This window comes from Micromonospora sp. HB375 (genome assembly GCF_017872985.1).
Taxonomy (GTDB): domain Bacteria; phylum Actinomycetota; class Actinomycetes; order Mycobacteriales; family Micromonosporaceae; genus Micromonospora; species Micromonospora chalcea.
This window is the reverse complement of the sequence record NZ_JAGGJO010000001.1, coordinates 1,805,129-1,830,570: the sequence shown is the minus strand read 5'-3', so window position 1 is coordinate 1,830,570 and position 25,442 is coordinate 1,805,129. Positions and strand designations below refer to the sequence as shown.

The 25,442-nt window shown below is 71.7% G+C and carries 24 protein-coding genes and 1 pseudogene; 20 read left to right on the top strand and 5 right to left on the bottom strand.

The genetic code is table 11. The features are described from left to right. Positions 1–5 precede the first annotated feature (5 nt). Both J3R08_RS08700 and J3R08_RS08695 read right to left on the bottom strand, forming a co-directional pair. The gene (locus J3R08_RS08700) at positions 6–1,004 is read right to left on the bottom strand and encodes a TRM11 family methyltransferase (protein ID WP_209960674.1); all 999 of its coding nucleotides are present in this window, start codon (positions 1,002–1,004) and stop codon (positions 6–8) included. Continuing rightward, the gene (locus J3R08_RS08695) at positions 988–1,911 is read right to left on the bottom strand and encodes a hypothetical protein (protein ID WP_209960672.1); all 924 of its coding nucleotides are present in this window, start codon (positions 1,909–1,911) and stop codon (positions 988–990) included. The genes J3R08_RS08700 and J3R08_RS08695 overlap by 17 nt, the downstream gene beginning before the upstream one ends. Positions 1,912–2,763: 852 nt before the next feature. Here J3R08_RS08695 and J3R08_RS08690 point away from each other — a divergent pair. From J3R08_RS08690 to J3R08_RS08620, 15 genes are all read left to right on the top strand, one after another. Beyond that, complete coding sequence (locus J3R08_RS08690) at positions 2,764–3,648, top strand: hypothetical protein (RefSeq protein WP_209964081.1); 885 nt, start codon at positions 2,764–2,766, stop codon at positions 3,646–3,648. 642 nt (positions 3,649–4,290) lie between these two features. Continuing rightward, entirely contained in the window at positions 4,291–4,683 is a 393-nt protein-coding gene (locus J3R08_RS08685; protein ID WP_209960670.1) for a pilin, read from the top strand. A 2-nt stretch (positions 4,684–4,685) separates the two neighbouring features. Then, the gene (locus J3R08_RS08680; RefSeq protein ID WP_209960668.1) at positions 4,686–5,600 is read left to right on the top strand and encodes a conjugal transfer protein TrbL family protein; all 915 of its coding nucleotides are present in this window, start codon (positions 4,686–4,688) and stop codon (positions 5,598–5,600) included. Further along, positions 5,597–6,559, top strand: coding sequence for a PrgI family protein (locus J3R08_RS08675; protein WP_209960666.1), 963 nt, complete (start codon positions 5,597–5,599; stop codon positions 6,557–6,559). The genes J3R08_RS08680 and J3R08_RS08675 overlap by 4 nt, the downstream gene beginning before the upstream one ends. Continuing rightward, positions 6,556–8,391: an ATP-binding protein gene (locus J3R08_RS08670; RefSeq protein ID WP_209960664.1), complete on the top strand. Its 1,836-nt coding sequence runs from the start codon at positions 6,556–6,558 to the stop codon at positions 8,389–8,391. Before J3R08_RS08675 ends, J3R08_RS08670 begins: the two co-directional genes overlap by 4 nt. Further along, on the top strand, positions 8,388–10,901 hold the full coding sequence (locus J3R08_RS08665) for a type IV secretory system conjugative DNA transfer family protein (protein WP_209960662.1): 2,514 nt from the start codon (positions 8,388–8,390) through the stop codon (positions 10,899–10,901). Before J3R08_RS08670 ends, J3R08_RS08665 begins: the two co-directional genes overlap by 4 nt. Before the next feature lie 374 nt (positions 10,902–11,275). Beyond that, positions 11,276–12,115 carry a replication-relaxation family protein gene (locus J3R08_RS08660; RefSeq protein ID WP_209960660.1) on the top strand — a complete coding sequence of 280 codons (840 nt, stop codon included), beginning with the start codon at positions 11,276–11,278 and terminating at the stop codon, positions 12,113–12,115. 471 nt (positions 12,116–12,586) lie between these two features. Beyond that, positions 12,587–13,399 carry a hypothetical protein gene (locus tag J3R08_RS08655; protein ID WP_209960658.1) on the top strand — a complete coding sequence of 271 codons (813 nt, stop codon included), beginning with the start codon at positions 12,587–12,589 and terminating at the stop codon, positions 13,397–13,399. Between the two features lie 434 nt (positions 13,400–13,833). Further along, positions 13,834–14,670 carry a hypothetical protein gene (locus tag J3R08_RS08650; RefSeq protein WP_209960656.1) on the top strand — a complete coding sequence of 279 codons (837 nt, stop codon included), beginning with the start codon at positions 13,834–13,836 and terminating at the stop codon, positions 14,668–14,670. Beyond that, entirely contained in the window at positions 14,667–14,984 is a 318-nt protein-coding gene (locus J3R08_RS08645; RefSeq protein ID WP_209960654.1) for a hypothetical protein, read from the top strand. The genes J3R08_RS08650 and J3R08_RS08645 overlap by 4 nt, the downstream gene beginning before the upstream one ends. A 261-nt stretch (positions 14,985–15,245) precedes the next feature. Continuing rightward, a complete protein-coding gene (locus tag J3R08_RS08640; protein WP_209960652.1) occupies positions 15,246–16,397 on the top strand; it encodes an FAD-dependent monooxygenase in 1,152 nt (383 codons plus the stop codon). Positions 16,398–16,430: 33 nt separating this feature from the next. Then, positions 16,431–16,781: an Lsr2 family protein gene (locus J3R08_RS08635; RefSeq protein WP_128136192.1), complete on the top strand. Its 351-nt coding sequence runs from the start codon at positions 16,431–16,433 to the stop codon at positions 16,779–16,781. Positions 16,782–16,958: 177 nt separating this feature from the next. Then, positions 16,959–17,960: a MarR family transcriptional regulator gene (locus J3R08_RS08630; RefSeq protein ID WP_209960650.1), complete on the top strand. Its 1,002-nt coding sequence runs from the start codon at positions 16,959–16,961 to the stop codon at positions 17,958–17,960. Positions 17,961–18,055: 95 nt separating this feature from the next. Continuing rightward, on the top strand, positions 18,056–18,703 hold the full coding sequence (locus J3R08_RS08625) for a GGDEF domain-containing protein (RefSeq protein WP_209960648.1): 648 nt from the start codon (positions 18,056–18,058) through the stop codon (positions 18,701–18,703). A gap of 123 nt (positions 18,704–18,826) precedes the next feature. Then, complete coding sequence (locus J3R08_RS08620; protein WP_245254692.1) at positions 18,827–19,336, top strand: immunity 21 family protein; 510 nt, start codon at positions 18,827–18,829, stop codon at positions 19,334–19,336. Positions 19,337–19,387: 51 nt separating this feature from the next. On the opposite strand, the gene J3R08_RS08615 is transcribed toward J3R08_RS08620, so the two are convergent. Together J3R08_RS08615 and J3R08_RS08610 are read right to left on the bottom strand one after the other, a co-directional pair. Beyond that, positions 19,388–19,906 carry a hypothetical protein gene (locus J3R08_RS08615; protein ID WP_209960645.1) on the bottom strand — a complete coding sequence of 173 codons (519 nt, stop codon included), beginning with the start codon at positions 19,904–19,906 and terminating at the stop codon, positions 19,388–19,390. Positions 19,907–20,078: 172 nt separating this feature from the next. Continuing rightward, complete coding sequence (locus J3R08_RS08610) at positions 20,079–20,627, bottom strand: aspartyl/asparaginyl beta-hydroxylase domain-containing protein (protein ID WP_209960644.1); 549 nt, start codon at positions 20,625–20,627, stop codon at positions 20,079–20,081. A gap of 292 nt (positions 20,628–20,919) precedes the next feature. Between J3R08_RS08610 and J3R08_RS31900 the strand changes: the two are divergent. Continuing rightward, positions 20,920–21,180 (top strand): annotated as a pseudogene (locus J3R08_RS31900) (transposase); the annotation flags it as partial. 283 nt (positions 21,181–21,463) lie between these two features. Beyond that, the gene (locus tag J3R08_RS31895; protein ID WP_245254691.1) at positions 21,464–21,934 is read left to right on the top strand and encodes a transposase; all 471 of its coding nucleotides are present in this window, start codon (positions 21,464–21,466) and stop codon (positions 21,932–21,934) included. Positions 21,935–21,937: 3 nt separating this feature from the next. Here J3R08_RS31895 and J3R08_RS08600 read toward each other — a convergent pair whose 3' ends face one another. Continuing rightward, complete coding sequence (locus J3R08_RS08600; RefSeq protein ID WP_307849375.1) at positions 21,938–22,204, bottom strand: hypothetical protein; 267 nt, start codon at positions 22,202–22,204, stop codon at positions 21,938–21,940. Between the two features lie 615 nt (positions 22,205–22,819). Between J3R08_RS08600 and J3R08_RS08595 the strand changes: the two genes are divergently transcribed. The 3 genes from J3R08_RS08595 (at position 22,820) to J3R08_RS08585 (ending at position 25,433) form a co-directional block, all read left to right on the top strand. Then, positions 22,820–23,191 (top strand): hypothetical protein, encoded by a 372-nt coding sequence (locus tag J3R08_RS08595; protein WP_225980468.1) that lies wholly within the window; start codon positions 22,820–22,822, stop codon positions 23,189–23,191. A gap of 21 nt (positions 23,192–23,212) precedes the next feature. Continuing rightward, on the top strand, positions 23,213–24,253 hold the full coding sequence (locus tag J3R08_RS08590; protein ID WP_209960642.1) for a hypothetical protein: 1,041 nt from the start codon (positions 23,213–23,215) through the stop codon (positions 24,251–24,253). Positions 24,254–24,362: 109 nt separating this feature from the next. Then, on the top strand, positions 24,363–25,433 hold the full coding sequence (locus J3R08_RS08585) for a M23 family metallopeptidase (protein ID WP_209960640.1): 1,071 nt from the start codon (positions 24,363–24,365) through the stop codon (positions 25,431–25,433). Positions 25,434–25,442 lie beyond the last annotated feature (9 nt).

Sequence of the window (25,442 nt, the reverse complement as noted above, 5' to 3'; positions counted from 1 at the left end):
CCTACTCACGCGACCATCCCTCCCCCGAGGGTGTCCTTCAGGCTCTCTGAACGCGAGTCGGTCTGGCTCTTGCTGAACACGAGGACGTCCTCGTGTGCGATCAGGTGCATGGGGGTGCCGGCCGCCCGGGCCTTGCGGACGGCCTGGAGTTGGAAGAACGACGGCCGGGCGACGAGCCCGCCGTCGCGGATGGCGGCGAGCAGTGCCACGCACCGGTCGACGGGGGTGAGGCCGGCGCGGATTCCGGCGCCGATGACGGCCGAGGGGAGGTCGACGAGTTCGCCGTGCTTGCGCCACGGGCGGGCGGTCACGACGACGACCCCGCCGGGGCGCAGGAGGGTGTGGCAGCCGGTGAGGATCTGGGCGAACCCGTCGGCGAGGCCGGTGAGGTCGCGGTAGGCGAGGTTTCCGCGGTCGGTGCCGTCGTTGTAGGCGTTGTCGAACTTGGCCACGCCGTCGGTGCCGGGCCGGACGAGGCCGTGCACGGTCGGTCCGTACGGCGGCGAGGTTACGACGAGGGCGATCTGCCCGGTCAGGGCCGCGGGTACGAGCGAGAGGATGCTGGTGGCGTCGCCGCGGATGACGCCGGCCCGGCCGGTCGCGCCCTGGGTGTGGGCGTGTTTGATGTTGGCGTCGGCGATGTCGGACCAGCGGGACTCGTACTCCACGCCGATCGCGTCGCGGCCGGCGTGGATGGCCTCGACGAGGGTGGTGCCGATCCCGCACATCGGGTCGAGCACCAGGTCCCCCGGTTGGGTGTAGGCGGTGACGGCGTGCGCGGCGATCGCGGGGAGCATCCGCGCCGGGTGTTGCACGGACTCGCGGACGTACCGGCCTCGGCGCTGGACCGGTCCGGTGGCCTGGGCCGTCGCCCACACCGTCAGGCCCTCAGCGCCAGCAGCAGCCCGATGGCCTCCGATCGGGTCGATGGTGGCGGCGGTCGGTGTGCTCTGCTCGTTGGGGTCGCCGGCGGTGTCTGCGTGGTGCTTAGCCACGGCGACCACCGCCCTCGCGCCCGCCTCGTCCACGCGGGGCGCGGCTCTGGGATCGGCTGAAGACCATCAGGTCCGCGTGGATGCGCAGGTGCGCCATCTGCCACCGCTGGTCGGTGGTGGTGAGGGTGAGTAGTTCCTCGTCGGTGACGTGGTAGACGAAGGCGTCGCCGTCGGTGTCGGCGGTGACGGCGACGAGGTGCTGCAGGTAGCCCAGTCCGACGCTGGCGGCGGCCTGGACCATGCCGGAGAAGTCTTCCGGGCTGGCGGTGGTGCCGGTCGGGACGGTGACGACGAGGATCAGGCAGCCGCCCGGTTGCAGCAGGGCGGCGCAGGCGGTCAGCAGCCACGCCAGCCGGACCCGGTTGGCGGCGGCGTGCTCGTGCAGGGGCCAGCAGGCGACCACGAGACTGGTCGCCTGCTGCAGGGAGCCGCCGGGTGGTGGGTCGGCCGCCGTGCCGGTCGGCGGGTGCAGCTGCGGGTCGGTGAGATCGTCACCGAACCAGGCGCCCATCTCGGGCAGGTCGTCCTCCTCCCCCGGTTCCGCGCCGCCGCCGGTGGTGCCGGCGGGCGGGGCCGCGGTGGCCGGGCCGATGATCAGGCTGCACGCGTCGGTGAACCACGCCGGGTGGTGACGGCGCGCTCCGGCCACGCAGGCCTGGGTGAGGGCGTGGTCGCCGGTAACGTCGACGACCGCCTCGCCGGGGCGGCTGTAGGCGGCGATGAGGCGGCCGGCCAGTCGGGCGCCGATGCTGCGTCCGGCGTCGCCCGGGATACGGGCGGTGCGCCAGACGGTGAGCGGTACCGGCGGGTCGCCGGCAACCAGGTCGATCGCGGTGGGGTCGACCTCGGCCAGCGGGCCGGTGTCGGCGGTGGGGTCGGGATGCGGGTTGTGGTGCTGCGGCGTGTGCTCGCTCATGTGGTGTCGGCTCCGCGCCGCGCCGTGGTGCGCTGACACCCTCAAACCGGTGTTTGTGAGCTGTGGCGAACACCTGCCCCTCTCACGGTGATCTCACGAATCTTTGACAGCCGGTTCCCGTCCGCTTGGCTGTCCTGGGGCTCCGGGATGTTCACGCGGGCGCCGGCTCCATGGGTCGGATCACTATCGGGAGGCTGCCAGAGCCGTCGATCGTTCCAGTTTTGTCAGCCGCCCAGTGTCACGGCCACCTCGGCCACACCAGCGGCGTACGCCAATGACACGGGGTGCTGGCCGGCATTGTCAGACCGCTGTCCGCTTCGCCGGACAGCAGCGGCGTCACCGGGGGCACCGGCTCCGGGATCTGTCATTCGGACGGCGGCTCGTCAGACCGTCACGGCCCGGCGGACGGACGCTGTCAGCCGGGGCATGCCGGCGCACCCCACGCCCCGTGGACGCCGACAGGCGGGGCGTCCAGCCGATCGCGGTCTGTCACTGTTCGCTGTCCAGCGCTGTGAGACGGGCTGGGAGGCGTCGTCGGACCCGCGCCGCGGTGGCGCGTCCTCTCCCCCGGCCGCGGCTGCGGAGCGTGTCCGTCCGTCTCTGGTCGTGTCAGCGCGAAGGTCAGCGTGGCGTATCAGAACGGTGGACGTCGACGTCGACGTCGACGTCGACGTCGGTCGTCGGTGAGCGGTGGTGTCGCGAGAGGCGACTGATGGCGTCGACCCGGTGTCCATGTCGGCCAGCCTGCGTTGTCAGGGGGCCGTGAGGCCGGGGTGGCGCAATGGCGGTCAGGCGTGCCGGCTGCTGCTCCGGCCCGTCCCGACATTCGTCTCTGACATGGGAGTTCCTGACATGACCTCCTCCGCCACCGGCTGGCCCGATTCGCCTCTGGACGCCGTGGACACCGCGTTCGCCGACCTGACCTGCGACCCCGACCCGTTGTCCCTGGACCTCGATTCGCTTGTCGGGCAGCTCGGTGATGACACCGGTCTGCCCGGGGGTGTCATCGCGCTGCCGGCGTTGCGGCAGTGGCTGCTGGAGCATCCCCGCGCCTACAGGGTGCGGGACGTGGTGTGGCGTGAGCTGATCTTGCGCGCCCGCCTCGATGGGCCGGCCTGGGTCATCGCCGCGGTCGCCCTGGCGATGCCGGCGCTGCGCCGCTATGCCGGCCGGCTGCATACCGGCTGGGCCGGCGACGCCTACGACCTGGACGCCGAGATCCTCACCGGTTTCCTGACCGCGCTGCGCGACCGGGTTGACCTGGCCCGCCCGGCGCCGTACGCGGCGTTGTGCATGGCCGCGTGGCGGGCCGGCCATGAACTGCGGCAGCGTGCTGGCGTCGAGGCCGTGCCGGTGGACGACCTCGATCACGTCACCGGCCCGCGTACTCCGAGGCGGCCCTACGGGCATCCGGACCTCCTCGTGCGCCGCGCCGTCGAGGTGGGCATCGTCGATGAGTGCGATGAGCAGCCCTACATCGACCTGCGGCTGGGCCGGCGGGCCATCGAACCCATCGCCGCCCGGCTCGGCGTGGAGGTCGACACGCTGCGGCGGCGCGTCGAGCGCATCGACGTGCGCATCGCCGAAGCGCTCGCCGCCGGGCTTCTCACCGAGGTGATCTCATCGCGGGTGCAGGAGGACCTCGCCGCGGCGGCCGAGCGACGCCAGCACATTCGGGCCGCCCGCGGCGCCGGTCCGCGACCGGCCGCGGCGCGGGTGAGGCTGGCAGCCGCCTGAGGGGCCATCCCCCGTTGAGCGCCCCGACGCGGGCCCGGCCATCTGGTCGGGTCCGCGACCGTGTGCGGCGACCCTGCCGTGCCGCAGCGGCCGCCGGCTCCCACCCCGGGTACGGCGGCGAACCGCCGTGAACCGCTGCGGGGCGGGATGTCGGGACTCTCACCACGGCGCCCAGGGGATGTCGAGGAGGCGGCTGTGAGGCTCCGGCACCAACGCCGACAGACGGTTCCGTCACCAGCGGCATGCTCGTCCGGAAAGGCGTTCCGGCCAGGGTCGCTAGAGGTTTGTGAGGTCGTGTCGGAGCGCTGTGGGACCGGCAGGTGTTCGCCAGGGCTCACAAACGCCGGTTTGAGGGTGCGGAACTCCTCCGGCGCCACCACGGCGTCATGCGGAGGTTTGGTTTCGCCCGCCGTCGGGCCGGGACATAGGGCTGACACGGGACCGGGTGCCTCGGGTGCCGCGCCACGTTGATGCGCTGACACCTCATCGATCGCCGCTGACCCGAACGGGAGGACGAGCTCCTCCCGAGGTTCACCGCGCTCCCCTGTCCGGCATGTGTCTCCCGCGCCCGGCGGCGGCACCCCGACCGCCGTTTCGACTATTCGCGCCGGCCGTGAGCCGGTGCGGGAGGTGCAGCCACCCATGTTCCCCACGTTGTGGGCACGGTCTCGTGCTCTGACCATCGTGCTGTCCACGCTTCGCCGCGTCGCCCGGGTCGCCGCGCCCGCCGCGGCTGCCCTCGGGATGCTGGCCGTGCCCGCCGTCGCCTACGGCGACGCCGGTGAGCCGGTCATCCTGGCCGTCAACGACCTGCCCACCGTCATCGCCAACCTGCAGGCCTGGGTGATGGGCATCCTGGCCGCCGTCGCCACCCTGTTCCTGGTCCTGGCCGGGGTGTACTGGGCCACCGCCGGCGGCGACCCCGTCCAGGTCGACAAGGCCAAGGGCGCGTTGAAGAACGCGCTGATCGGCTACGGCCTGGCCGTGCTCGCGCCCGTCCTGCTGAGGGTCGTTCAGGGAATCGTCGGAGGCTGACGATGGCCTGGGCGCTCAACCAGATCCTCGACTGGTTCGCCGGTCTGCTGCTGGATTGCCTGAACGGGCTCATCACCGCGATCACCCGCGCGCTGCTGATCACCCCGGACGTCACCGCGCTGCCGCAGGTGCAGGCCCTGACCGGACGGTCGGTCTGGGTCGTCGACACCGTCTTCGTCCTGGCGTTCGTCACCGCTGGTGTTCTCACCATGGTCGCCGGCGGTGACGAACGCGCCCGCTACACCGTCAAGGATCTCCTGCCGCGGTGCGTGGTCGGGTTCGTCACCGCCCACTTCTCGCAGCTGATCGCCGGCACGCTGATCGAGGTCGCGAACGCGTTCACCACCGCCCTGACCGCGCAGGACTTCAACGGTGACGGGGCCCTCGACGCCGTCAAGACCCACCTGATGGCCGCGCGGGACCAGAGCGCCGGTCTGCTGTTCGTCGTCTGCCTGGCGATCATCGTTGTCCTGCTCGCCGCCACCGCTTGCAGTGTGATCGTCCGCTTCGCGGTCGCGCTGGTGCTCACCGCGGTCGCGCCGATCGCCCTCGCGTGCCACGCCCTGCCGCAAACCGACGGCGTGGCCCGCCTGTGGTGGCGGTCGTACGTCGCCATGCTGGCCATCCCGGTGGTGCAGGCGTTCGTGCTGTTCGCCGGCCAGTGGATGCTGCTGGACACCAGCGCCATGCTGCCGCTGCTGGGCCTGCCGGTCGAACCAGGCGGGACGCTCAACCTGTTCGTCGTGATGGTCCTGCTGTGGACCACGGTCAAGGTGCCGGCGCTGATGCACCGCTACGCCACCAGCGGCGCAGGCGGGCGTGGCGGCAATCCGCTCGGCGCGGTCGTGCGGGTCGTCGTGGTGCAGCAACTCACCCGCGGGCTGCGCACCCCCGGCCTTGGGGCGGTGCGCCGATGAACCGCGACCACCGCGACGAACAGCCCGTCACCGCCCGCATGCCCGCCGATGTGGACGCGCCGGACAAGGTGCTCTACGGGCTGACGTTCCGGCAACTGGCGATCGTGGCGGTGGCCGCCATCGCCTTCTATGGCGGCGGGAAGGCCCTGCACACCGTCGTGCCCGCACCGGTGCTGCTCGGCGCGGGCGTCGTGCTCGGCGGCCTGGTGTTCGGCCTCGCTGTCGGCCGCCGCGACGGACTGCCCATGGACGTGTGGCTGGCCTGCGCGGTACGCCACTGGCGGGCGCCGCGCGCGTTGTCCACCACCGACACCACCGCGACAACACCCGACTGGGTACAGGCCCCGACGTCGACGGTGACACTGCCGGCCCCGCTGAGATTGCCTGCCGACGCCATCGACGACCGCGGGGAGATCAGCCTCGGCGCGGTGAAGGCGGCCATGGTCGCGGCGACCAGCGTCAACCTCGCGTTGCGCACCGCCGACGAGCAAGCTGCCCTGGTCGACACGTTCGGCCGGTGGCTCAACAGCCTGTCCACGCCGACGCAGATCGTGGTGTCGGCGCAGCCGGTCGACCTGCACTCCGCCGCCCACACCGTCGCCCAGGCGGCGGACGCCCTGCCGCACCCGGCTCTCGCGGACGCGGCGGCCGACCACGCCCGGTTCCTCGACGACCTCGCGCAGCGGCGGGATCCGTTGCGCCGGCAGGTCCTCATCGTCACCCGCACCACCCGCGGCGAACGGGGCGAGCACGCGGCCCGGCGCCGCGCCGACCAGACGGTCCAATCGCTGTCCGGGCTGGGCGTCACCACCCGCGCGTTGGACGGCCACGCCGCGACCGCCGCCCTGGCCGCCGCGGCCGACCCGTACCGGCCGCCCCGCCCCGGCGGACTCGCCGCCCCCCACACCACCATCACCGGACCTCCAGTCAGGAGGCCACGCACCAGGAGGACATCGTGATCTTCGTCAGGCGCCGACGCGCCCCGCACGACGACAACCCCAGCGCCAGCCCGCCGTCCGCAGGACTGGCGGCGGCGGTGGCACCGGCTTCGGTGGAGGTCACGCCCCGGTTCCTGCGAGTCGGAGACGGCTACGCCGCCACGCTGGTGGTGACCGGGTATCCGGCCGAGGTCGGGCCGGCGTGGCTGGAGCCGCTGCTGTCCTGGCCGGGCCGCCTCGACCTCGCGTTGCACATCGACCCGATCCCCGCCCCGGTGGCGGCGTCCCGGCTGCGCAACCAGCGCGCCCGCTTCGAATCGTCCCGGCGGGCCGATGCCGAGAAAGGGAAGTTGGCCGACCCGTACGTGGAGGCCGCCGCCGACGACGCCGCCGACCTCGCCGAACGCCTCGCCCGCGGGGCGGCGAAGCTGTTCCGCGTCGGCCTGTACCTGACCGTGCACGCCCGCACCGAAGCCGAACTCCTCGACGCGTGTGCGCAGGTGAAGGCCGCCGCCGCGTCCACCCTGATCGAGGTGCAGCCCGCGACGTGGCGGCACCTGCCCGGCTGGACCACCACCCTGCCGCTTGCGACCGACAGCCTGCAGATGCGCCGCACCATGGACACCCAAGCCCTGGCGGCCGCGTTCCCCCTCGCGTCGGCGGACCTGCCCGCGCCGCTGCCCGGCGACCCGGCCACCACCGGCGGGGTGCTGTACGGGGTCAACCCGGACTCCCAGGGCATCGTCTGGTGGGACCGGTGGGCGCAGGAGAACCACAACAGCGTGATCCTGGCCCGATCCGGCGCCGGCAAGTCCTACTTCGTCAAACTCGACATCCTCCGCCAGCTCTATCAGGGGGTGCAGGTCGCCGTCGTCGACCCCGAGGACGAATACCTCCGCCTCGCGGACGCGGTCGGCGGGACCATCGTGCGGCTCGGCGCACCCGGCGTGAAGATCAACCCCCTGGATCTGCCGGCCGGAGACGGCCGCCCGGACGTGCTCACCCGCCGCGGCCTGTTCCTCCACACGTTGATCAGCGTCCTATTGGGACAGGTGCCGCCACCCGCAGAGCGCGCCGCCCTGGACCGGGCGATCCTGCAGGTGTACCGGCAGGCGGGCATCACCGCCGATCCGGCCACCCACCATCGGCCCGCTCCCCTGTTGAAGGATCTGGCCGCGACACTGCGGGCCGACGGCAACCCGGCCGCCCACGAGTTGGCCGCCCGGCTGGCGCCGTGGGTGGCCGGTTCGTTCTCCGACCTGTTCGACGCACCGACCACGACCCGCCCGGACGGGCACCTCGTGGTCTGGAGCCTGCGGCACCTGCCGGACGAACTGCGCACCGTCGGCACCCTGCTCGCGCTGGACGAGATCTGGCGACAGGTCGACCTCCCACCCCAATATCGGCGGCGGCCCCGCGAAGGATCCCGCCCGCAGGGCCGGCGGCTGGTGGTGGTGGATGAGGCGTGGCTGCTGATGCGCGACGGGGAAGGCGCCCGGTTCCTGTTCAAGATGAGCAAGGCCGGCCGCAAGCGCAATGCCGGCCTGTCGGTCATCACTCAGGACGTCGCCGACGTGCTCGGCACCGACCTCGGCCACGCCGTCGTGTCGAATGCGGCCACGCAGGTGCTGCTCAAGCAGGCCCCGCAGGCCATCGACCAGGTCGCCGACGCGTTCGGACTGACCGCGGGCGAGCGGCGGATGCTGCTGTCGGCCCGGGTCGGGCACGGTCTGCTGATCTCCGGCACGAACCGGACCGCGTTCGAGTCGATCTCCTCGCAGGCCGAACATCTTCTCGCGACCACCACACCGTCCGACCTCGCCGACCTCGACGACGGGGAGGAGGACCTGTGACACCGTCCCTTGTCGCATCGCCGGTACCGGCGCCCAGTCCTTCCGGGCCGGGCGGCGGAGTCATTGCCCCGCCGAGCGCGCCCACGCGCTGGGTTCTGCACGCCGCCGATTGGGTGGTAGACCGGCCGTGGCTGCTCGGTGTCGCCGCCGCCCTGCTGGTCGCGTCCGTCGCCGGGCGCAACCTGCTCGACGGGTGGCGGCACCGCCGCCACGCCGACCGGGCCCGCCTCGTCACGGTCGCCCCACCACCGGAGGTCGACCCGCACAGCGCCGCCGCGCTGTGGGCGAACCTGCACGGCACGCTCACCCCGTCGCGCCGACGGCGGCTGCTGTACGGCAGTCCGCACGTGGTGTGGCAGTACACCTGGACCGGCCGGCAGCTCCTCATCTCGATCTGGGTGCCCGGCACAGTGCCGGCCGGGGCGGTCGAGGCCGCCGTGCGGGCCGCCTGGCCCGGCGCCACCTGCACCACCGACGACCAGGCGCTACCGCCGATCCCACTGGACGTGCCGGCCGCCGTCGGCGGGCACCTCCTGCCGACGGCGGCCGAGTGGCTACCGATCAACACCGACCACGACAACGACCCATTACGAGCGCTGATGTCCGCCGGCTCGCAGCTCAAATCGGACGAGTACGCCTGCGTGCAGATCCTCGCCCGCCCCGCCACCCCACGCCGGGCCGCACGCGCCCGCCGCACCGCCGGCCGGCTCCGCGACGGCAAGACGGCCGTACCGGGCATCGATCCCGCCGCGCCGCTGCTGTGGCTGATCGAGGCGTTTCTTCCCGGCCGCACCACCACCGCCCGCAGCGGCGGCCGGCCGGCCGGCCGCCGGGATCCCGGTGTGGAGCGGGACGTGCGGGCGATCCTCGACAAGACCGCCCAGCCGCTGTGGACGATCGGTATCCGCTACGCCGTCGCGAAGAACAACCACCGTGGTGGGTCCCGGCCGCAGGCCAGGCTGCGGGGCATCGCGGACGCGGTCGCCTCGTCGTTCGCCGTGTACGCCGGCCGCAACCGCCTTGCGCACCGGGCGCGGATGGCGCGACCGGTGGCCGTGCTGGCGATACGGCGGCTCGGATCAGGGTTCCTGGCCTCCACCCCCGAACTGGCCGTCCTGGCCGCGCTGCCGCGGGATCTGGCCGTGCCGGGGCTGGATCGGGCGCGGGCGAAGTCGATGCCCGCCCCAGTGGCGGTACCGACCGGCGGCCGAGGCACGAAGGTTCTGGGTGACGCCGAAGTCGGTGGCCACGCGGTGGCCCTGTCCGTGGCGGATGCGCGGTATCACCTGCATGTGGTCGGATCGACGGGCTCCGGAAAGACCACCCTGCTGGTCAACATGGCCGTCGAGGACATCAAAGCCGGCCGGGGCACCGTCGTCATCGACCCGCACGGCGACATGGTCCTCGACATCCTCGACCGGCTCCCCGCCAGCGTCGCCGGGCGGGTGGTGCTGTTCGACCCCGACCAGCCCAACCCGCCCACCCTCAACCCGCTGTCCGGCGACGACCCGGACCTGGTCGTCGACAACCTCGTGTCGATCTTCGGGAACATCTTCGCCAAGGCGTGGGGGCCGCGGATGGACGACGTCATGCGGGTGGCCTGCCTGACCCTGCTGCGGCACGCCAACGTCACCCTCCAGCACATCCCGCCCCTGCTCAACTCCGCCCAGTTCAGAAGCGCGATGACCGTCGGCCTGGACGACCCGGCCGGCCTGTCCGGGTTCTGGCAGTGGTACGACCAGCTCAACCCGGCCCTACGCTCCCAGGTCATCGGCCCCGTCCTCGCGCGGTTGCGGGCGTTCCTGCTGCGGGACTTCGTCAAGCGCACCATGCGCTACCCCCGCTCCAGCTTCGACATGGGCAAGGTCCTCGACGGCGGTGCCCTCCTCGTCAGAATCCCGAAAGGCCAGCTCGGCGAGGACACCAGCAAGCTGCTTGGCTCCCTCGTGCTGGCCCAGGTGTGGCAGGCCGCCACCGCCCGCGCCAGCGTGCCCGCCCACAGACGCCGGGACGCCACGCTGATCATCGACGAGTGTCAGAACTTCCTGACCCTCGCCAACAGTCTCGACTCGATGTTGGCGGAAGCGCGCAAGTACCGGCTGTCGATGGTTCTCGCGCACCAGGACCTGGCCCAGTTCCCGAAGGACCTCCTCGCCGCCGCGTCGGCCAACGCCCGCAACAAGCTGTACTTCTCCGTCGCCCCGGAGGACGCCCGTGTCCTCGCCCGACATACCCTGCCCGAGCTCGACGAGCACGACCTGACGCACCTGGACGCCTACACCGCTGTCGGGCGGCTCGTCGTCGGTGGGCGGCAGACGCCGGCGTTCACCCTCAGGACCCGGCCGCCGAAGCCGGTCGTGGGTGAGGCGACGGCGATCCGTCAGGCCGCGGCGGAGGCGGTTCCGGCGCAGGACACCAGCGCGATCGACGACCTCGTCGACCGGTTCTCGGCCCGACCCGACGACAACCGCCGGTCCCGTGGCAAGAGCGCTCCGAAGGCGAACACCTGAACGCCGCAGGACGGTTGAAGCAAGATCGACGGAGCGGTCGACCGAGGTTGACCGAGTCCCGGTCGCCCCTTCCGTGCGGGCTTCACCAGCCCTTCACCACCGATCATCACACCGCACTGACAGATCCGGCCGTCCGGGTCTGTCAGTGCCGCTCACCGGCCGTGTCCAGCCTCCGGTGACCATCTCACCGAACTCAGACACCCTCCCTCGGAGGGACTCCTCTTCCGCTTGGAGCATCCACCGTGTCCACCAACAACTCCGTCTCCCGCTCGGCTTCTGCCTCTTCCTCCGGCTCTTCGCCTGGTTCCCGTTCGTCGTCTCGTCTTGCTCGTCTTGACCGGCTTCGTCGTCTTACCGTCCGTGATCATCAGCTGTTGCGGTGGCTCGCCGAGCACTACGTGCTGTCCACCGACCAGATCACTACGGCGCTGTTCCCATCGCGTCGCTCGGCCCGGCTCCGACTCGCCCAGTTGCACCAGATGGAGGCGGTCAGCCGGTTCGTCGACGTCACCACCGGCAGCGGCCAGTACCTCTACACCCTCGGCCCGCTCGGCACCGTGGTCCACCCCTCCCAGTTCAACGACCCGAACCACGCAGGCGTCCGCGCTCCCCGGACCAGCATCGACCGCACCGAACGCATCATCGGCAGCCGCCGCCTGCCCCACCTGCTCGGCACCAACCAGCTGTTCATCGACCTGCTCGGCTACGCCCGCACCGACGAAAACGCCCGGCTGGCGCGGTGGTGGTCCGAACAGCACACCACCGCCGCCTTCGCCGCCGCCTCCTACGCCGCCGGCAGCGGCACCGGTGTCCAGCCCGACGGGCACGGCATTTGGCACGCCGGAGGGCGCACCGTCGGGTTCTTCCTCGAACACGACAATGGCACCGAACCCCTCGGTACCGTGCTGCGGAAGCTGCGCGCCTACGAGCAGCTCGCCCGCTACGGGCCCCGCTACCCGGTGCTGCTGCGCGTCCCCGGCCGCCGCCGCGAGCAGCACCTCCTCGACGCCCTCGCCGGGGTGCCCACCGCCATGCCCGTGGCCACCGGCCTTCACGGCGAGCACCCCGCCGGGCCTGCCTGGACGTTGACCACCGACCCCGGGCCGCGCCGCTGGCTGCACGAACTGCCGTCCGACCACGGCCCGGACAACCCGTCCACCAACCCGCACCGCTTCCCCGACGCCGACCCCAGCGGCCCCGACCCGGAGCCCTGACATTCACCTTCACCGCACGCGCAGGGGAGCCGTCCACTGTCGTGGGCGGCTGTGAGACCGACCGGATCTCACAGCCTCGCCGTCCCTTGCCCGAGGAATCGGGCGGTCGTCTGACAGTGCAGGTCGACGGCACTACTGACGATCATGACGGCGGCCGGCGCTGACAGATCCGGCCGCTACCTTCATCGGCACCACCTTCACCCATATATCGCTCCACCCGGTCCGGTCCCGCCTCGGGAACCACCGCCGCACCTCACGGTGCGCTCTGCCCACCCGCCCTTGTCGGCCGGTCGGCGCCCGCGCCGCGCGGCGACCCCCAGGTCGCACCGCACCACCCCGCACCATCCCGCTCCACCAGCAGCCACTCTGCTGCGCCCATCCCCTGTTCGTCCCGTGAGTCGACTCATGTACCCGGTGGGCCGGCCGCTTCCGCGCGCCCGACAACGCGCCCTACCGAAGGAGGAACCCCAGATGACCGCAACCAACGGTGCCGCGACTCCGCTGAGCCGCTTCGGCACCCGCGTGCCGACGGTGACGCCCCGCCCGGGCCGCAAGCTCACCCCTGCGGCCACCACCGCCGCCACCACGGCACCCACCAGCCCGGTGGTCACGCAGACCGCGACGATCAACACCATGATCGTCTGCCTGCCCGACGGACTGCCGTCGCAGGCCCTGACCGCCACCCAGCTCGACCGGCACTTCGGCGTGTCCGGCACCCTGCAGCCCCGCTTCTGGGCCATCCCAGACATGTGGCTGTGGCAGCGACGCGACCTGGTCGCACCTCGCAAGGGACGTCCGGTGTACTGCGCCGGCGGACCGGTCAAGCTGCTCGACCTCGCCGCCGTGCGCCACGCCGCCGGCGTCGGCGCCGGCATCCGCCATCAACTGTGGCAGCGGGTCGTGCACGGCACCCGGCCGGCCGCCCCGTGGCCGACCCTGCTGGCCCGTCACCTGGCGGATCCCGCCCGCTACCCGCGCGAGCGGGCCGAGGCGGACTTCCACCAGCAACCCCGCGTCAACGCGATGCGGATGCACAACGCGGCCAGCTACGGCGCCGCCCACCTTGCCGTGGGTGAGCTGGAGATGTTCCAGGCAGGCCCGATGGCCTACCAGCACTACAGCGCCACCACCGCCGTCTGTGGCGACGCCCTGCTCACGCCGGACGGGCACAAGCTCGCACCCGCGAGCGACGCCCTCACCCACCGGGTGACCTACCTCGAGCAGGCGATGCGGTACCTCGACAGCGTCGAGACCGACCAGCGGCTGCTCGCCGTCGCCCTGTAACACCACCGCACCGGAACCGGTCGGGCACCGCCACCCATCCCCCCTCTTCCCTGGGGATCGGCGGCGGCCCGACCGGCTCCACCCCCCTTCCCAACCGCGCCGCGCCGGCCCTGGCAGCAGACAGCGAGCTCTACCAGCCGCACCCATGAGCCCCGCCGGCCTGCGACGCACACCCCTAACCCGACCAGCGCGGCGAGACCACCGTGGCAGGTCATCGCCTGTCGGGGTACTCGCCGACACCGCCACCCGAACCTCAGCTCCACCTGGCACTCGCGCTCGATCCGGATTTCCGGTCCGACGCCGGACGTCGCCGCAGCGGGTGTGAGCACTCTGCCGCCCGCGCACGGCCCGGCGCCCCGGGCTGGGGCGCCCCGCAAGCCCGGCCGGCGAACGGCCGACCTTTCCCTCTTCCCCCATCAGGAGGTTCCTTCGCCATGTCCGACCGACTGTGGTTCCGCGTCGACGACGTCCTACCCCTCGCCGAACACGTCGCCGCCACCCGCGCGCACCTGAAGAGCCGGCAGCAGTACCGGGCCGGTGTCCCGGACCAGGCCGCGCTCATCTGGTCCCACGACGCCGACGGTGACTGGTTGTCCTCCAACGGCGTCCCCCGCTGGTACGACACCGACGGCGCCGACCACCGCGTCCGCGCCGAAACCTGGACCCACACCGCCACCGGCGCCACCGGCAACCCGATCCCTACCGACGACGGACACGGATTCCTGCCCCTGCACACCGAACACGTCGACGGCCACCGGGACCTGCTCGACCTGCTCCGCTGCGCCCGCCGCCACGAGATGCGCTGGTTCGGGCTGCACCCGGACCCGGCGAGCGACGTCCGCTACCGCATCGTCCGCAGCCGCGGCGACATCACCCCGCCGCTTGCCACCTGGGCCCCGGCGACGGTGACCTGCGACGTGGTCGGCGGCGGCGCCTACCGCGCCATGGTCGCCACCGGCTACACCACCCTCTCCCGCGCCGGGGTGCTGTGCCGCTTCCCTCGGTTCGCGGTGCAGCGCATGGCCGCCCACCTCGACGCCCTCCACCCCGGTGACATGCCCGGCGAGCATCCCCGGCTGCGGTTCGACGGCGACGCGGTCACCGTCGAGTGGGAGGACGACGACGGCCTGGGCAGTAGATGGGTCGAAGACGACCGGGTCGTCCCGGACGCCAACGGCTGCTACGCCATCGGCGCCTACCAGTGGCCCTGGATCCGTGTCGCGTCCGAGGCGACGACCCGCGCCACCGACCCGGAGGGCCGGTCGCGGTGATCGTCGACGAGGTGTTCCATCAGGGCGGCCCTGGCAGCTACGAGCTGACCCGGGTGCACCACTCCGACGGGTACGTCCTGCGGGTGCGGGTCTGCCGCGACAGCTACGCCACGCAGAGCACGGCGGTCGCCGAAGTCCTCACCCCGCTGTTCACCTGGACGATCATCGCGAGCAGCCCCGGTAGTGGCTGGCACCGCACGACCCCAGCCACGCCCCCGGACGCGACACCGCTGATCACGGTCGCCGACGAGGTACTGCAGCGGGCCCGGCGGATCCTTCCCGTGCCGCCTCCGTTCACCACGCCCGTCCGCTAACCCGCCGAGACCACACCTTCCCGCGCCGCCCTGCCGGCCCGGTCGCACCTCGGCACCAGCGGACGCAGCCCGGGGCGCCGCGCCTTCCGAGCCTCCATCCGCCCGCCGCATCAAGGCGGCTGGCCTGTGTGTCCGCGGTCCACCGTCGCTGACCCGCCTTCTCACTGGCACCACCTGGCCGATGCCCGGCCACCCCGCGCACTCGCGCACACCCGGGCACGGCCGTGCCCGGGTTTCCCGCCCTCCAGAAGGGAACCCCTCATGACATCCGCCACCAGGCCGGCCTCCGGCCGCCAGCCCAGCATCGCCGTCATTGGCGGCAGTATCACCGGCCCGGTCACCGCGCTGCTGTTGCTGCGCGCCGGATTCGACGACGTCACCGTCTTTGAGGCCGCGCCGGCGTCCGCGCCTCTGGGCGGCGGCCTCATCGGCCTGGAACACCCGGCCCTCGACGTGCTCGACCGCCTCGACATCGGCCAGCACGAGTTCGTCGCCCACGACTCCGAGGCCATCGTCCAGATGACCGTCCGCGACCGCCATCCGGCCGAGACGATCCGGCGTACCTATCCGGGGCGGAACACCACCTGGACGCTGCTGCACCAGGCGCTGATCCGCCGCCTGCCCGCCGGTGTCCTGCACACCGGTATGAAGGTCACCGCCCTGGTCGAGCAGGACGGTCGGCCGGTGCTGCGGTTCCGCGATGGCCACACCGCGGCCGCCGACCTGGTCGTGTTCGCCGACGGCCGGTCCTCCACCGGCCGCCGGCTGCTGGATCCCGAGCGGGCTCTGCGGTACGCGGGCTACGTCGCCCACCGCGGCGTCGCCGACATCGCCCCCGAGCCCGGGCTGCGGGATTTCCTGCGGTTGCAGCCTTGCCCGGGCGTGCAGTTCAACCTCGCCCCGGTAGCCGGAGGATGCGACTGGACCTTCTACCTCAACTGCACCAGCACCGAGTACGCGCAGCGGTTCGGCGCCGACCCCACCCGCCGGGTCTTCGCTCTGCCCCGGCACGTCAGCCCCGCCGCCCGCGCCCACGTCGACACCCACGCCGACCTGCTCCTCCCGGCCGACCACGCCGCCGTCGTGCACGCCACCACCACCCGCATGGCGGTACCGGTCCTCGACATCACCCCACCGCAGCGCATGGTCTGGCCCGTCGGCGCCGGTCACGCCGTTCTGCTCGGCGACGCCCTCGCCCCCGTGCGCCCCCACACCGCGCGCGGCGCCAACAACGGCATCGAACAAGCTGCCGGCCTCGCTGCCGCCCTCACCCAGCACCGCAAGTACCGAGCTGACCTCACCGCCGCCCTGCACGGCTGGCAACGCCGACACCTGCCCGCCGCCGTCGCCGCTGTGCACCGCGGGCCCGTCATCGGCCACCAGCTCGGCCTCGGCACCCACCAGCCCGCCTAGTAACCCACCCCGAGAGGAAAGGAGGTGGCCCTCGTGGCCACCAAGACCACCGCGATCCTCGTCGACGACCTCGACGGCTCCACCGACGACGTCGCCACCTACCAGTTCGCCTTCAACGGCGTCACCTACGAGATCGACCTGTCCGCCGGCAACTTCGACCGGATGGCAGCGGCGTTCGGCCCGTTCATCACCGCCGGACGGCGCCTGCCGAAACAGCCCCGGCCACCACGGCGGCAGGACGACACCGCGACCGGCCGCACCCAGAGCCAGGAGATCCGCACCTGGTGGTGGACCGTCAACTGGCAGGAGCTAAACCTGCCCCAGCCACGAACCGGCGGCGTCATCCCCGCCGCGGTGCGCGACGCCTACCACGCCGCCCACTGACCCCGGTCCCCGCCGTGCCGTCCGGCGGGCGATCACCGGGCGACACACCTGGACGCGCCCCGCAGAGTCCCGCATCCCGGGCAGACGACTTGATCAAAACCCGATCCGAAGCGTGCATCAGTGCACGCCTCACTCACCGACCCCTGCCGAGGGCAGGAGAAAGGGGGCCACGCGCCCATGACCAGCACCCCCACCAGCACGACCACCGACACGGCCGAACCAGCGCCACTGGCACCCAGCGTCGAGAAGGTCCTCGCCGCGCTGCACCGGCTCGGCGAGGCCACCGCCGCTGCCATCGCCACCGAAGCCGGCCTCGGCTACTCCACCACCACCCCGAAACTGCGCACCCTGGCAAGCGCGGGACTGGCCGAGCCCACCCGAAGCGACACCGGACCCACCCTGTGGCGGCTGACCGACGCCGGCCGCGCGCATACCGAACAGGGCGGACACGGTGAGCCCGCAGCGGAGCCCGCTACCCGCGACACCGACACACCCGGTACCTCCGCCGGTCACGGTCCGATCGGCGACGACAGGCAGGGCACTGGGGAGGCTGACGACAAAGACGGCGCCGATCGGCCAGCCGTTGAGGTTGCCGCCGACGGGCAGCCGAACGCCCTCCAGGAATCGGCATCGCCGGCTCCTGGTGATGCCGACGCGGTAGCCGAGGCGGCCGCTGAGGCCGAGGGCACCGACACCGAGCACGGCGACGACAACGCCCGCTCGACTGCCGAGCTCGAGGTGCCAATCGCGGCCGACAGCATCGGCCAGGCCATCGGAGCGACGTCCGCAGCGAACGATGCGGACGCCGAACCGGCCACACCGGATGGTCTGCCTGCTGGCACGACCACCGACAGCACCACGGGTGAACCCAGCATGGAAGCACCGGCCGTACCGCCGACCACGCAGACGACGGGCGAGGCGGCGGCACAAGCCCCTACTCGGCGGGCGTCGGGCACCCTGCGCGGCGCGATCCTCGACGTCCTCGAGGCCAACCCCGGCCGGCAGTACAAGGTAAGCGAGCTGTGCAGGCTGGTAGACCGGGCCAACGAGGGAACCGGCGCGAAGAAGGCCAGCGCGGGCGCGGTCCACAACGCCGCCGTGAAACTCGTCGGAACCGGGCGAGCGGTCCTGGTCGCCGAGAAACCCGCCACGTTCGCCCTCGCCGACCCGACCGCCTGACCGACCCCGCCCTGCCGGTAGCCCGGAGGCGGGCGTCGAACTTCCCGGAACCACGCCCGCCCCCGGTGCTCCTTCCGTAGAAAGGAGCGTCCGAAGTGTCTCCCATCCTGACCTCGATCGTCACCGCCGCCGGTGGAGTCCTCGCCGGTCTCGCCCTCGCCGCAGCCCTGCTGTGGCGCCAGCAGCAGGCGCTGGCCCGCGCCCGCTACGCCGCCGGCCACGACGACACCACCGGCCTACCGAATCGGCGGGCCCTGCTCGCCGCCCTCACCCGCGCCACCCGCGCCGATGCCCCGTTCGGGCTCGTCCTGCTCGACCTCGACGGCTTCAAAGCCGTCAACGACACCTTCGGCCACGAGGCCGGCAACGACGTCCTCACCGAGGTCGGCCGACGGCTGGCCGCCCTGCGAGGGCCGGTGCGCCTCGCCGCGCGCCTGTCCGGCGACGAGTTCGCCCTGCTGGTCGACGGCGGCCCCGACGACGTTGCCGCCGCCGCCCGCGCCGCCTGGCGGGCGGTCGGCCGCCATTCCGTCGACCTCGGCGCGCACACGCTGACTCTGCGCGCCAGCGTCGGGCATACCAGCGCCGCCCTCGGCGTCAGCCCGCGGGCCCTGCTGCACCAGGCCGACACCGCCATGTATCAGGCCAAACAATCCGGTGCCGGAGTCCATGGCGCCACCGCCACCAGCAGCCGCACCGGACCGCCGCCGGGTTCCCGCCCGCGGGACCTGCGTCGCCGCTAACCGCTCACGGACACCGAAGGGGGTCGCCCGCCGACGACGTGCGCGAGGACAGCGTTCTGCCGCGTCTCGGCGGGCACTCGTGTATCGACGTGACCTGGCAAGATCACGACGGGAGGTAGGTCATTGCAGTACACGTGGGTTTCGTCGGCTGGCGGGCCGCTGCTCGTCGCTCCGCAATCGGCGCTGTCACTGTGGAGCGGCGCTGATAGCACGGATGGACCCGTGGAGAGCTGGGGGGACTACGGCCGGGCGTGCGCGATCGACGGTTACGTCGGCGTGGTCGCCATCGGTCAGCGGCAGGCGCTTGTTCTGGGCGACGAGCCGGCAATGACGACGTACCTGTCCTCGGAACGGCTGTTCCTGCGGTGGGCAGCGGCGTACGAGGAAGACGATCTGGTGAGCGCTGCCCGCCGAGCGGTACGTGATGGCGTGGATTGGGACGCAGATGAGGATGTCCATTGGGTGGTGGACGGGCCAGTCGTGCTGTTCGATTCGGCGTGGCCGGGGGCGGAGTTGGAGCCCGACAACCGCCTCGTGATCGATCTCTGCCCGGGCGAATACCGGGTCCGTGCGACGTATCGCGCCGATGGTGACACCTGGATGGTCCTCGTTCAGCTTCAACCCGTGTCATGAACTCGCACGCTTTTGCCCCTGACCGCCTTGCCGTCGATTCCGGAGTCGCGATCAGCTCAGACGGTGTCGGCGGTACTGCGGGGAGATCTCGCCGACCTCGATCCCGTTCTCGTCCAGGGCGTTGTAAATCGTCAGCCAGTCATCGGCGAATCGCAGACCCAGGGCCACGCTGCCGTCCGCCGTGTCGCCCCCGACGTACTCCAGGAGCTCCACCGCCGTCAGGCGCTGCCCGTGTCGAGCAGCCAACGACGCGGGAGCATCGTCGCGCCACCGCAGGCGAAAGCCATCCGATGTCGGCCATAGCGGCGCCCGGGTCACGTCGATCGTGCACCAGGTGATCGAGATGTCGTCGAACTTCTGATGGTTGATCTCCAGGCGTTCCTCATCGAAGTCGAGCACCATCGGGCAGTCGGCGAACCACGAATCGTCGTCGTCATCCCAGACCACCCAGGTGGACGTCAGCCTGCGGCCCACGAGGCCCCGTAGTCGCTGGGCGTGACGGCTGGCGATGTCGGATATTCCGTGGCGCCAGTCTGGCTGGTAACCGGGGATCCCGAAGTTGAACGTCATCGAGGCAAGGTAGTCCTGGTCCGGGCAGCCAACGACACGGCATCTGGGTCTACCGCGTAGGGCGCTGCGCGTAGCGTGACGTCCTCAGGTGTTGCAGTGGCCTCGTATGCGGTCGGGTTCTTCGAACCGGCAGGATGAAGCAGGGCCGCGGAGCTGGGCCGGCCTGTCTCGGTCATCCGCCGCGCCGCACGAAGCTTGCCACCGAGGCCGGCAGTTCGTCTTGCGGCATGTCCTCGTAGCCGGGACGGGCGAAGTCGAACAGAAGCACGATGCGGTCGCTGGAGCCGTAGTTCCACGCCTCGTGCGTGACGGTGTCGTCGAAGACGAGGCTCTCGCCCTCGCTCCATTGCCGGGTCTCGTCGCCCACGCGCAGCGCGCAGTCCTCTGGCACGACCAGCCCGAGGTGGGCGCGGTAGACGGTCGTCACCCATCCCTGGTGGGGCTTGATGTGGGTACCAGGAGCCATTCGAGAAAACCCAGCGGTCGTCAGGTGAGGGACCTTCGTCAACGCGGAGGCAGTGTGCGGGCACGCGTCGAGCGCTTCCTCGATCCGTTTCCCGAAGGCGACGAGGCCGTACACGCTCCAGCCCTGGCCGTACATCTCGCGTTGCACCCACGGCTGATAGGTCTCCCGCGGCAGAGCAAGGCACTCGTCCCGGATGGCCTCCCACTGTTCCCGAAGATCGGCCAGGAAGGAAAAACGCCGCTGATCCACGAACATGAGACAGCATGATGCACCAACGAGGGGCGATGTGGGCTACGGCACCGCCTCGTGTAGGCGGTCGTGGCAATGGCCCTTGTTCACAGCATTCACAGCTCTAGTGCTCTGACCACGAAGGTTCGCGGTGTTGGATGACACGCCGTCCGGCCTGGCTGACGGACGGCATCGCGGCCATCAGGCTGTGGCGGTGGCAGAACCCGTGCGCGTCCGGCGGCTCAGTGACCAGGAGGGTCAGCAGCTGCTGAGGATCACCCGTCGTGGTACCGGCTCGGCAGTCCGATTACGGCGGGCCATGGTCGTGCTCGCTTCAGCCGGTGGGAACACCGTGCCGGCGATCGCCCGGCTGGTGCAGGCGGATGAGGACACGGTTCGTCAGGTCATTCACCGGTTCAACGAGATGGGCATGGTCAGCCTGGACCCTCAGTGGGCGGGTGGCCGTCCCCGCCTGATCAGCGACGATGACGAAGCGTTCATCGTCGAGACGGCCAGCGCCCGCCCGGAAGCACTGGGGCGGCCGTTCACCCGCTGGAGAGTGCGGAAGCTCGCCGACTACCTCAACGGCCATGCCGCCCGCCGAGTTCGGATCGGGCGGGAGCGGCTGCGACAGATCCTGCATCAGCACAGGATCACGTTCCAGCGGACGAAGACGTGGAAGGAGTCCACCGACCCCGACCGGGATGTCAAGCTGGCCCGCATCGAGTACGTCACCGCGCATTTCCCGCAGCGGGTGTTCGCCTTAGACGAGTTCGGGCCACTGGTCATCCGTCCGCAGGCCGGTGCCGGGTGGGCGCCGTCAGGGCATCCGCAGCGGCTGCCGGCGAACTACCACAAATTGCATGGGGTCCGGCAGTTTCACGGCTGCTACAGCGTCGGTGACGACCAACTTTGGGGTGTGGTCAGACGTCCGCAAGAGCGCCACGAACACCCTGGCCGCGCTCAAATCGATCCGGGCCGCACGTCCGGACGGGGCGCGGATCTACGTCATCCTCGACAACCTGTCCGCGCACAAGGGCACCAAGATCCGGGCGTGGGCGGCTCGGAACAAGGTCGAACTGTGCTTCACCCCGACGTATGCGTCCTGGGCCAACCCGATCGAAGCGCAGTTCGGCCCGCTGCGGACCTTCGTGATCGCCGGCTCCGACCACCCGAATCACACCGCCCTGACCCGCAAACTGCAGGCCTACCTGCGCTGGCGAAACGCCAACGCACGCCACCCCGACGTTATGGCCGCCCAACGCCGCGAGCGCGCCCGTATTCGCAGCGAACGCCAACAAGTCTGGCGACAGCCGACCACACGTGCTGCCTGAGCGTCACGCGCCGGTTGGCCGCCCCACCTCGCCAAGCGCATCCAGTAACCGCTGCCTCGCCTCCTGCAGCCGGACCGGGTAGTCCGGCCCGAACACCTCCACCAGCGAGGTCTCCAGCGCACCCGAGATGCGATACAGCGGTGACCACACCGCCCGGTCACGATCGACCAACTCGTCGAAATCGGCAGTGCCCATCATCCGATGAAGCCAGTCCGAGAACACCAACGCCTCGTCCCGGCTCAGCCCGATCATGAAGTCATCCTCCGCCACCGCGCCGAGGCTACCGTCCGCTCAACACCGCGAACGTTCGTGGTTAAGGCACTAGGCGCTGTCTTGAGCCGGGCCGAGCCTGCCGGCCCACAGCGGCCGGTTGCCAGCGAGTAGCAAACCTGGGCCGGTGGCCGGCCGTCGCCACTGCTGGCAAGGCTTCGCGCCTCGACCGCTGCACGTCCGGCGTATCCGGCTCTGCTCCGGAACTCAGCCGCCGACACCGATGACGCCCGACGACGGCATCCATCGCGCCTTCATCGACCCGCTCGGCGACAGCAACGGCCAGCCGTCTCCCGGCCGCTGCTCACCACCGTCGACCCCACCCGCGTGCGCCGTCAGTGCGCGCAGACCACCCGGGCGGTGACCCCTCGCTGCTGTGAGGGCCGGTGACCCTTCACCTCGTCCAGCACGACTTGACCTCGGTCAAGAGATGAGCGTCGATCAGCGCTGGTCGTCGTCTGTCGTCCGGACGTCAGCATTTCCAAGGGCCCTGGCGTGTGTCGGGCGGCGACCGTGCATGCCCGAGATCCGTCGACCGAAGGGCCACCCGTCATGGCACACCCCGCACACCCTGAGGACCGCAGCCGGCGTCCCAGCGACCGCACCGCGCTACCGGTGGACGTCACCGACAGGCTTCTGTGGGCGCTCGCGGTCGACGTCGCCGCCGCCCACCACCCGGGACCCGACGGTGCCTGCACGAACCTGCAGTGCCGCGGACAGCAGGGTCCTTGCTGGGCGCTGCGCACCGCCCGGCGCGCCGAACAACGCGCCCGCCGCGCCGCCACCCTCGCCCCGCCGCCTTCGCCGGGTCCGGCCGCGATCGCACGCGGGCGCGCCCCGGTTCCCGCCATGCCGCGTCGCTTGACCGGCTGGTTCACCCCGGCCCATCCGCCGGCACCTGTGATGCGGCCTGCGTCCGTACCGGGCGCGGTGCCGCCGGAATCCCGGCTGGACCGGCGGCCACCAGTGGCGGCGTCGGCCGCCTGAGCACGCACCTGGAGGCAAACCGTGAACTTCCTACCGAACGACACACTCGCCGGTTACGCCCGCACCGCCGTGGACCTGCGCGCCCGCATGGTCGACTATCACCGCAGTCCGCTCGCGGCGCAGTACCTGCAGGCGTTCTTCGGCAGTCGTCTCGCCGACCGCCCCAGTCCCAGTTCGGGGGGCATGGCGAAGGTCCTCACCGCGGTCCGTGCCATTACCGCCAACCCGTGGCGATTCGGCGAGCCGTATGTCATCGCCCCCGCGATGACCGCGATCATCGCCGCCGCCGCGGCGGCCCTCGACCTGACCGGCGAGGTGCTTCCCGCCGACGTCGCCCCCGACGACGGCGGGGTGCTGTTCCTTCCCGAACCGATCTACCACCGCGGCGTCAGCGGTGAAGTGTCCTCGATCGGGGCGATCACCTGGGCCCGCACCACCAACACCAGCAGCGGTCGGTCCTTCTGGGCCATCGCCGGCTGGGCCGACCACCACGACGCGCACGACCCGGCGGCGGTGCGCCGTCGTGCGCAGCTCGCTGACCGGCCCGACTCCCTCGCCCGCCAGTTCGGCCCCTATGTGCTGACCGACTTCACCGAGATCCCCATCGGCCGGCCCGTTGACCCCCGCCCCGACCTGCCGGTCCTCGACGGGGACGACCGCGACTGGGAACCGGCGCCCGACGGCCGGCTCTGTATTGACGAGACCACGACCGCGATGCGGGCCTGCGCCGCTGTCGCCTATGCCTTCTGGCGTATCCAGGCCCAACCCCTCGCGACCGTCGCCGCCGCCCCCTTGGACCGCGCTGCGCGCCGCCGTGCTGTGCGGGCCAGCATCCGCCATGACACCCGTGTGGTCATGCTGCGCCGCACCAGCCCTCTCGCCGAACCGCCCGACGGCGAGCCCAAGTGGCACTACCGGGTGCGGTTCGTCGTCCGCGGCCACTGGCGACGCCTCATCGACCGCGACGGCCACCCCTACCGCATCTGGATCAACGCCCACATCAAAGGCCCTGACGGGGCGCCCTTGCTGCACGGCGAGAAGGTGGCCGTCCTCGCCCGCTGACTCCTGCACCCGCCCGAAGGCCGCGCGCCGCCGCTCCACAGGCTCGCGGCCTTCACCGTCCTCGCGACCCGCCGGCCCGCTGCCGGCCCTGCCTCGAAGGAGTCCAGTCATGACCACCCGCATGCTGTCCGGGATCGCCCTCGCGGTCACCGGCGTCCTGCTGCTGTGCTCCGGGCTGGCCACCACCTTGATCTTCGGCGGCGGGGCGGGCGCGTGCGGGCCGGCTACCAGCGTCACGCCCACCGCTTCGTCGGCCGCGCGCAGCCCTGCTTTGGGTGGGATCGGTCCGATCGGTGACTGGAACGCCGAGCAGGTTGGCAACGCCGCCACCATCACCACCGTCGGCATGCGCCTCGGCGTCCCGCCCCGCGGCTGGGTTATCGCCGTGGCCACCGCGATGCAGGAGTCCTCTCTGATCAACATCCCTGGTGGGGACCGCGACTCGGTCGGCCTGTTCCAACAGCGCCCCTCCCAGGGCTGGGGCACTCCCGAGCAACTGCACGACCCGCGGTACGCGACGACGAAGTTCTACCAGAAGTTGCAGGCCGTCGACGGCTGGCAGGCGATGCCACTGACCGAGGCCGCCCAACGGGTGCAGCGGTCGGCCTACCCGGACGCCTACGCCGGGTGGGAACCCGACGCCGCCAGGATCGTCGCCGCCCTGACCGGGGCCAGCGCCGGCCCGGCCGCCTGCGGCGTGGCGGTCAGCGCGCAGGGCTGGGCCCTGCCGGTGCACGGGAATGTCGGCTCCGGTTTCCGCACCTCGGGCCGTCCCGGGCACGACGGCGTCGACCTGATCGTGGGCAAGGGCACCCCGATCCACGCCGCCTCCGCCGGCACCGTCTCCGTCGTGCGGTGCAACGCCGTTGACGTTCGCACTGGCCGGGACTGGGGTTGTGACCGCGACGGCGACCCCGCTCTGACCCGCGGCTGCGGCTGGTACGTCGACCTCAACCATCCCGGTGGGGTGATCACCCGCTACTGCCACATGCTCACCCGCCCCTCCGTTGCCGAGGGTCAACGGGTCGCTGCCGGTGACGTTATCGGCGTCGCCGGCAGCTCGGGCCACTCGTCCGGACCGCACCTGCACTTCGAGGTGCACCTCGGTGATCACACCTCCGGCACGGCCGTCGACCCGGTCGCCTTCATGGCGTCCGTCGGCGCGCCCCTGAATCAGTAGTCCCGATCG

Excerpts from the sequence above, each read along its gene's own strand:
- J3R08_RS08695 (WP_209960672.1), bottom strand. The coding sequence starts at position 1,911 with ATGAGCGAGCACACGCCGCAGCACCACAACCCGCATCCCGACCCCACC.
- J3R08_RS08690 (WP_209964081.1), top strand. The coding sequence starts at position 2,764 with ATGACCTCCTCCGCCACCGGCTGGCCCGATTCGCCTCTGGACGCCGTG.
- J3R08_RS08685 (WP_209960670.1), top strand. The coding sequence starts at position 4,291 with ATGTTCCCCACGTTGTGGGCACGGTCTCGTGCTCTGACCATCGTGCTG.
- J3R08_RS08680 (WP_209960668.1), top strand. The coding sequence starts at position 4,686 with ATGGCCTGGGCGCTCAACCAGATCCTCGACTGGTTCGCCGGTCTGCTG.
- J3R08_RS08675 (WP_209960666.1), top strand. The coding sequence starts at position 5,597 with ATGAACCGCGACCACCGCGACGAACAGCCCGTCACCGCCCGCATGCCC.
- J3R08_RS08655 (WP_209960658.1), top strand. The coding sequence starts at position 12,587 with ATGACCGCAACCAACGGTGCCGCGACTCCGCTGAGCCGCTTCGGCACC.
- J3R08_RS08650 (WP_209960656.1), top strand. The coding sequence starts at position 13,834 with ATGTCCGACCGACTGTGGTTCCGCGTCGACGACGTCCTACCCCTCGCC.
- J3R08_RS08640 (WP_209960652.1), top strand. The coding sequence starts at position 15,246 with ATGACATCCGCCACCAGGCCGGCCTCCGGCCGCCAGCCCAGCATCGCC.
- J3R08_RS08630 (WP_209960650.1), top strand. The coding sequence starts at position 16,959 with ATGACCAGCACCCCCACCAGCACGACCACCGACACGGCCGAACCAGCG.
- J3R08_RS08615 (WP_209960645.1), bottom strand. The coding sequence starts at position 19,906 with ATGACGTTCAACTTCGGGATCCCCGGTTACCAGCCAGACTGGCGCCAC.
- J3R08_RS08610 (WP_209960644.1), bottom strand. The coding sequence starts at position 20,627 with ATGTTCGTGGATCAGCGGCGTTTTTCCTTCCTGGCCGATCTTCGGGAA.
- J3R08_RS31895 (WP_245254691.1), top strand. The coding sequence starts at position 21,464 with ATGGGGTCCGGCAGTTTCACGGCTGCTACAGCGTCGGTGACGACCAAC.
- J3R08_RS08585 (WP_209960640.1), top strand. The coding sequence starts at position 24,363 with ATGACCACCCGCATGCTGTCCGGGATCGCCCTCGCGGTCACCGGCGTC.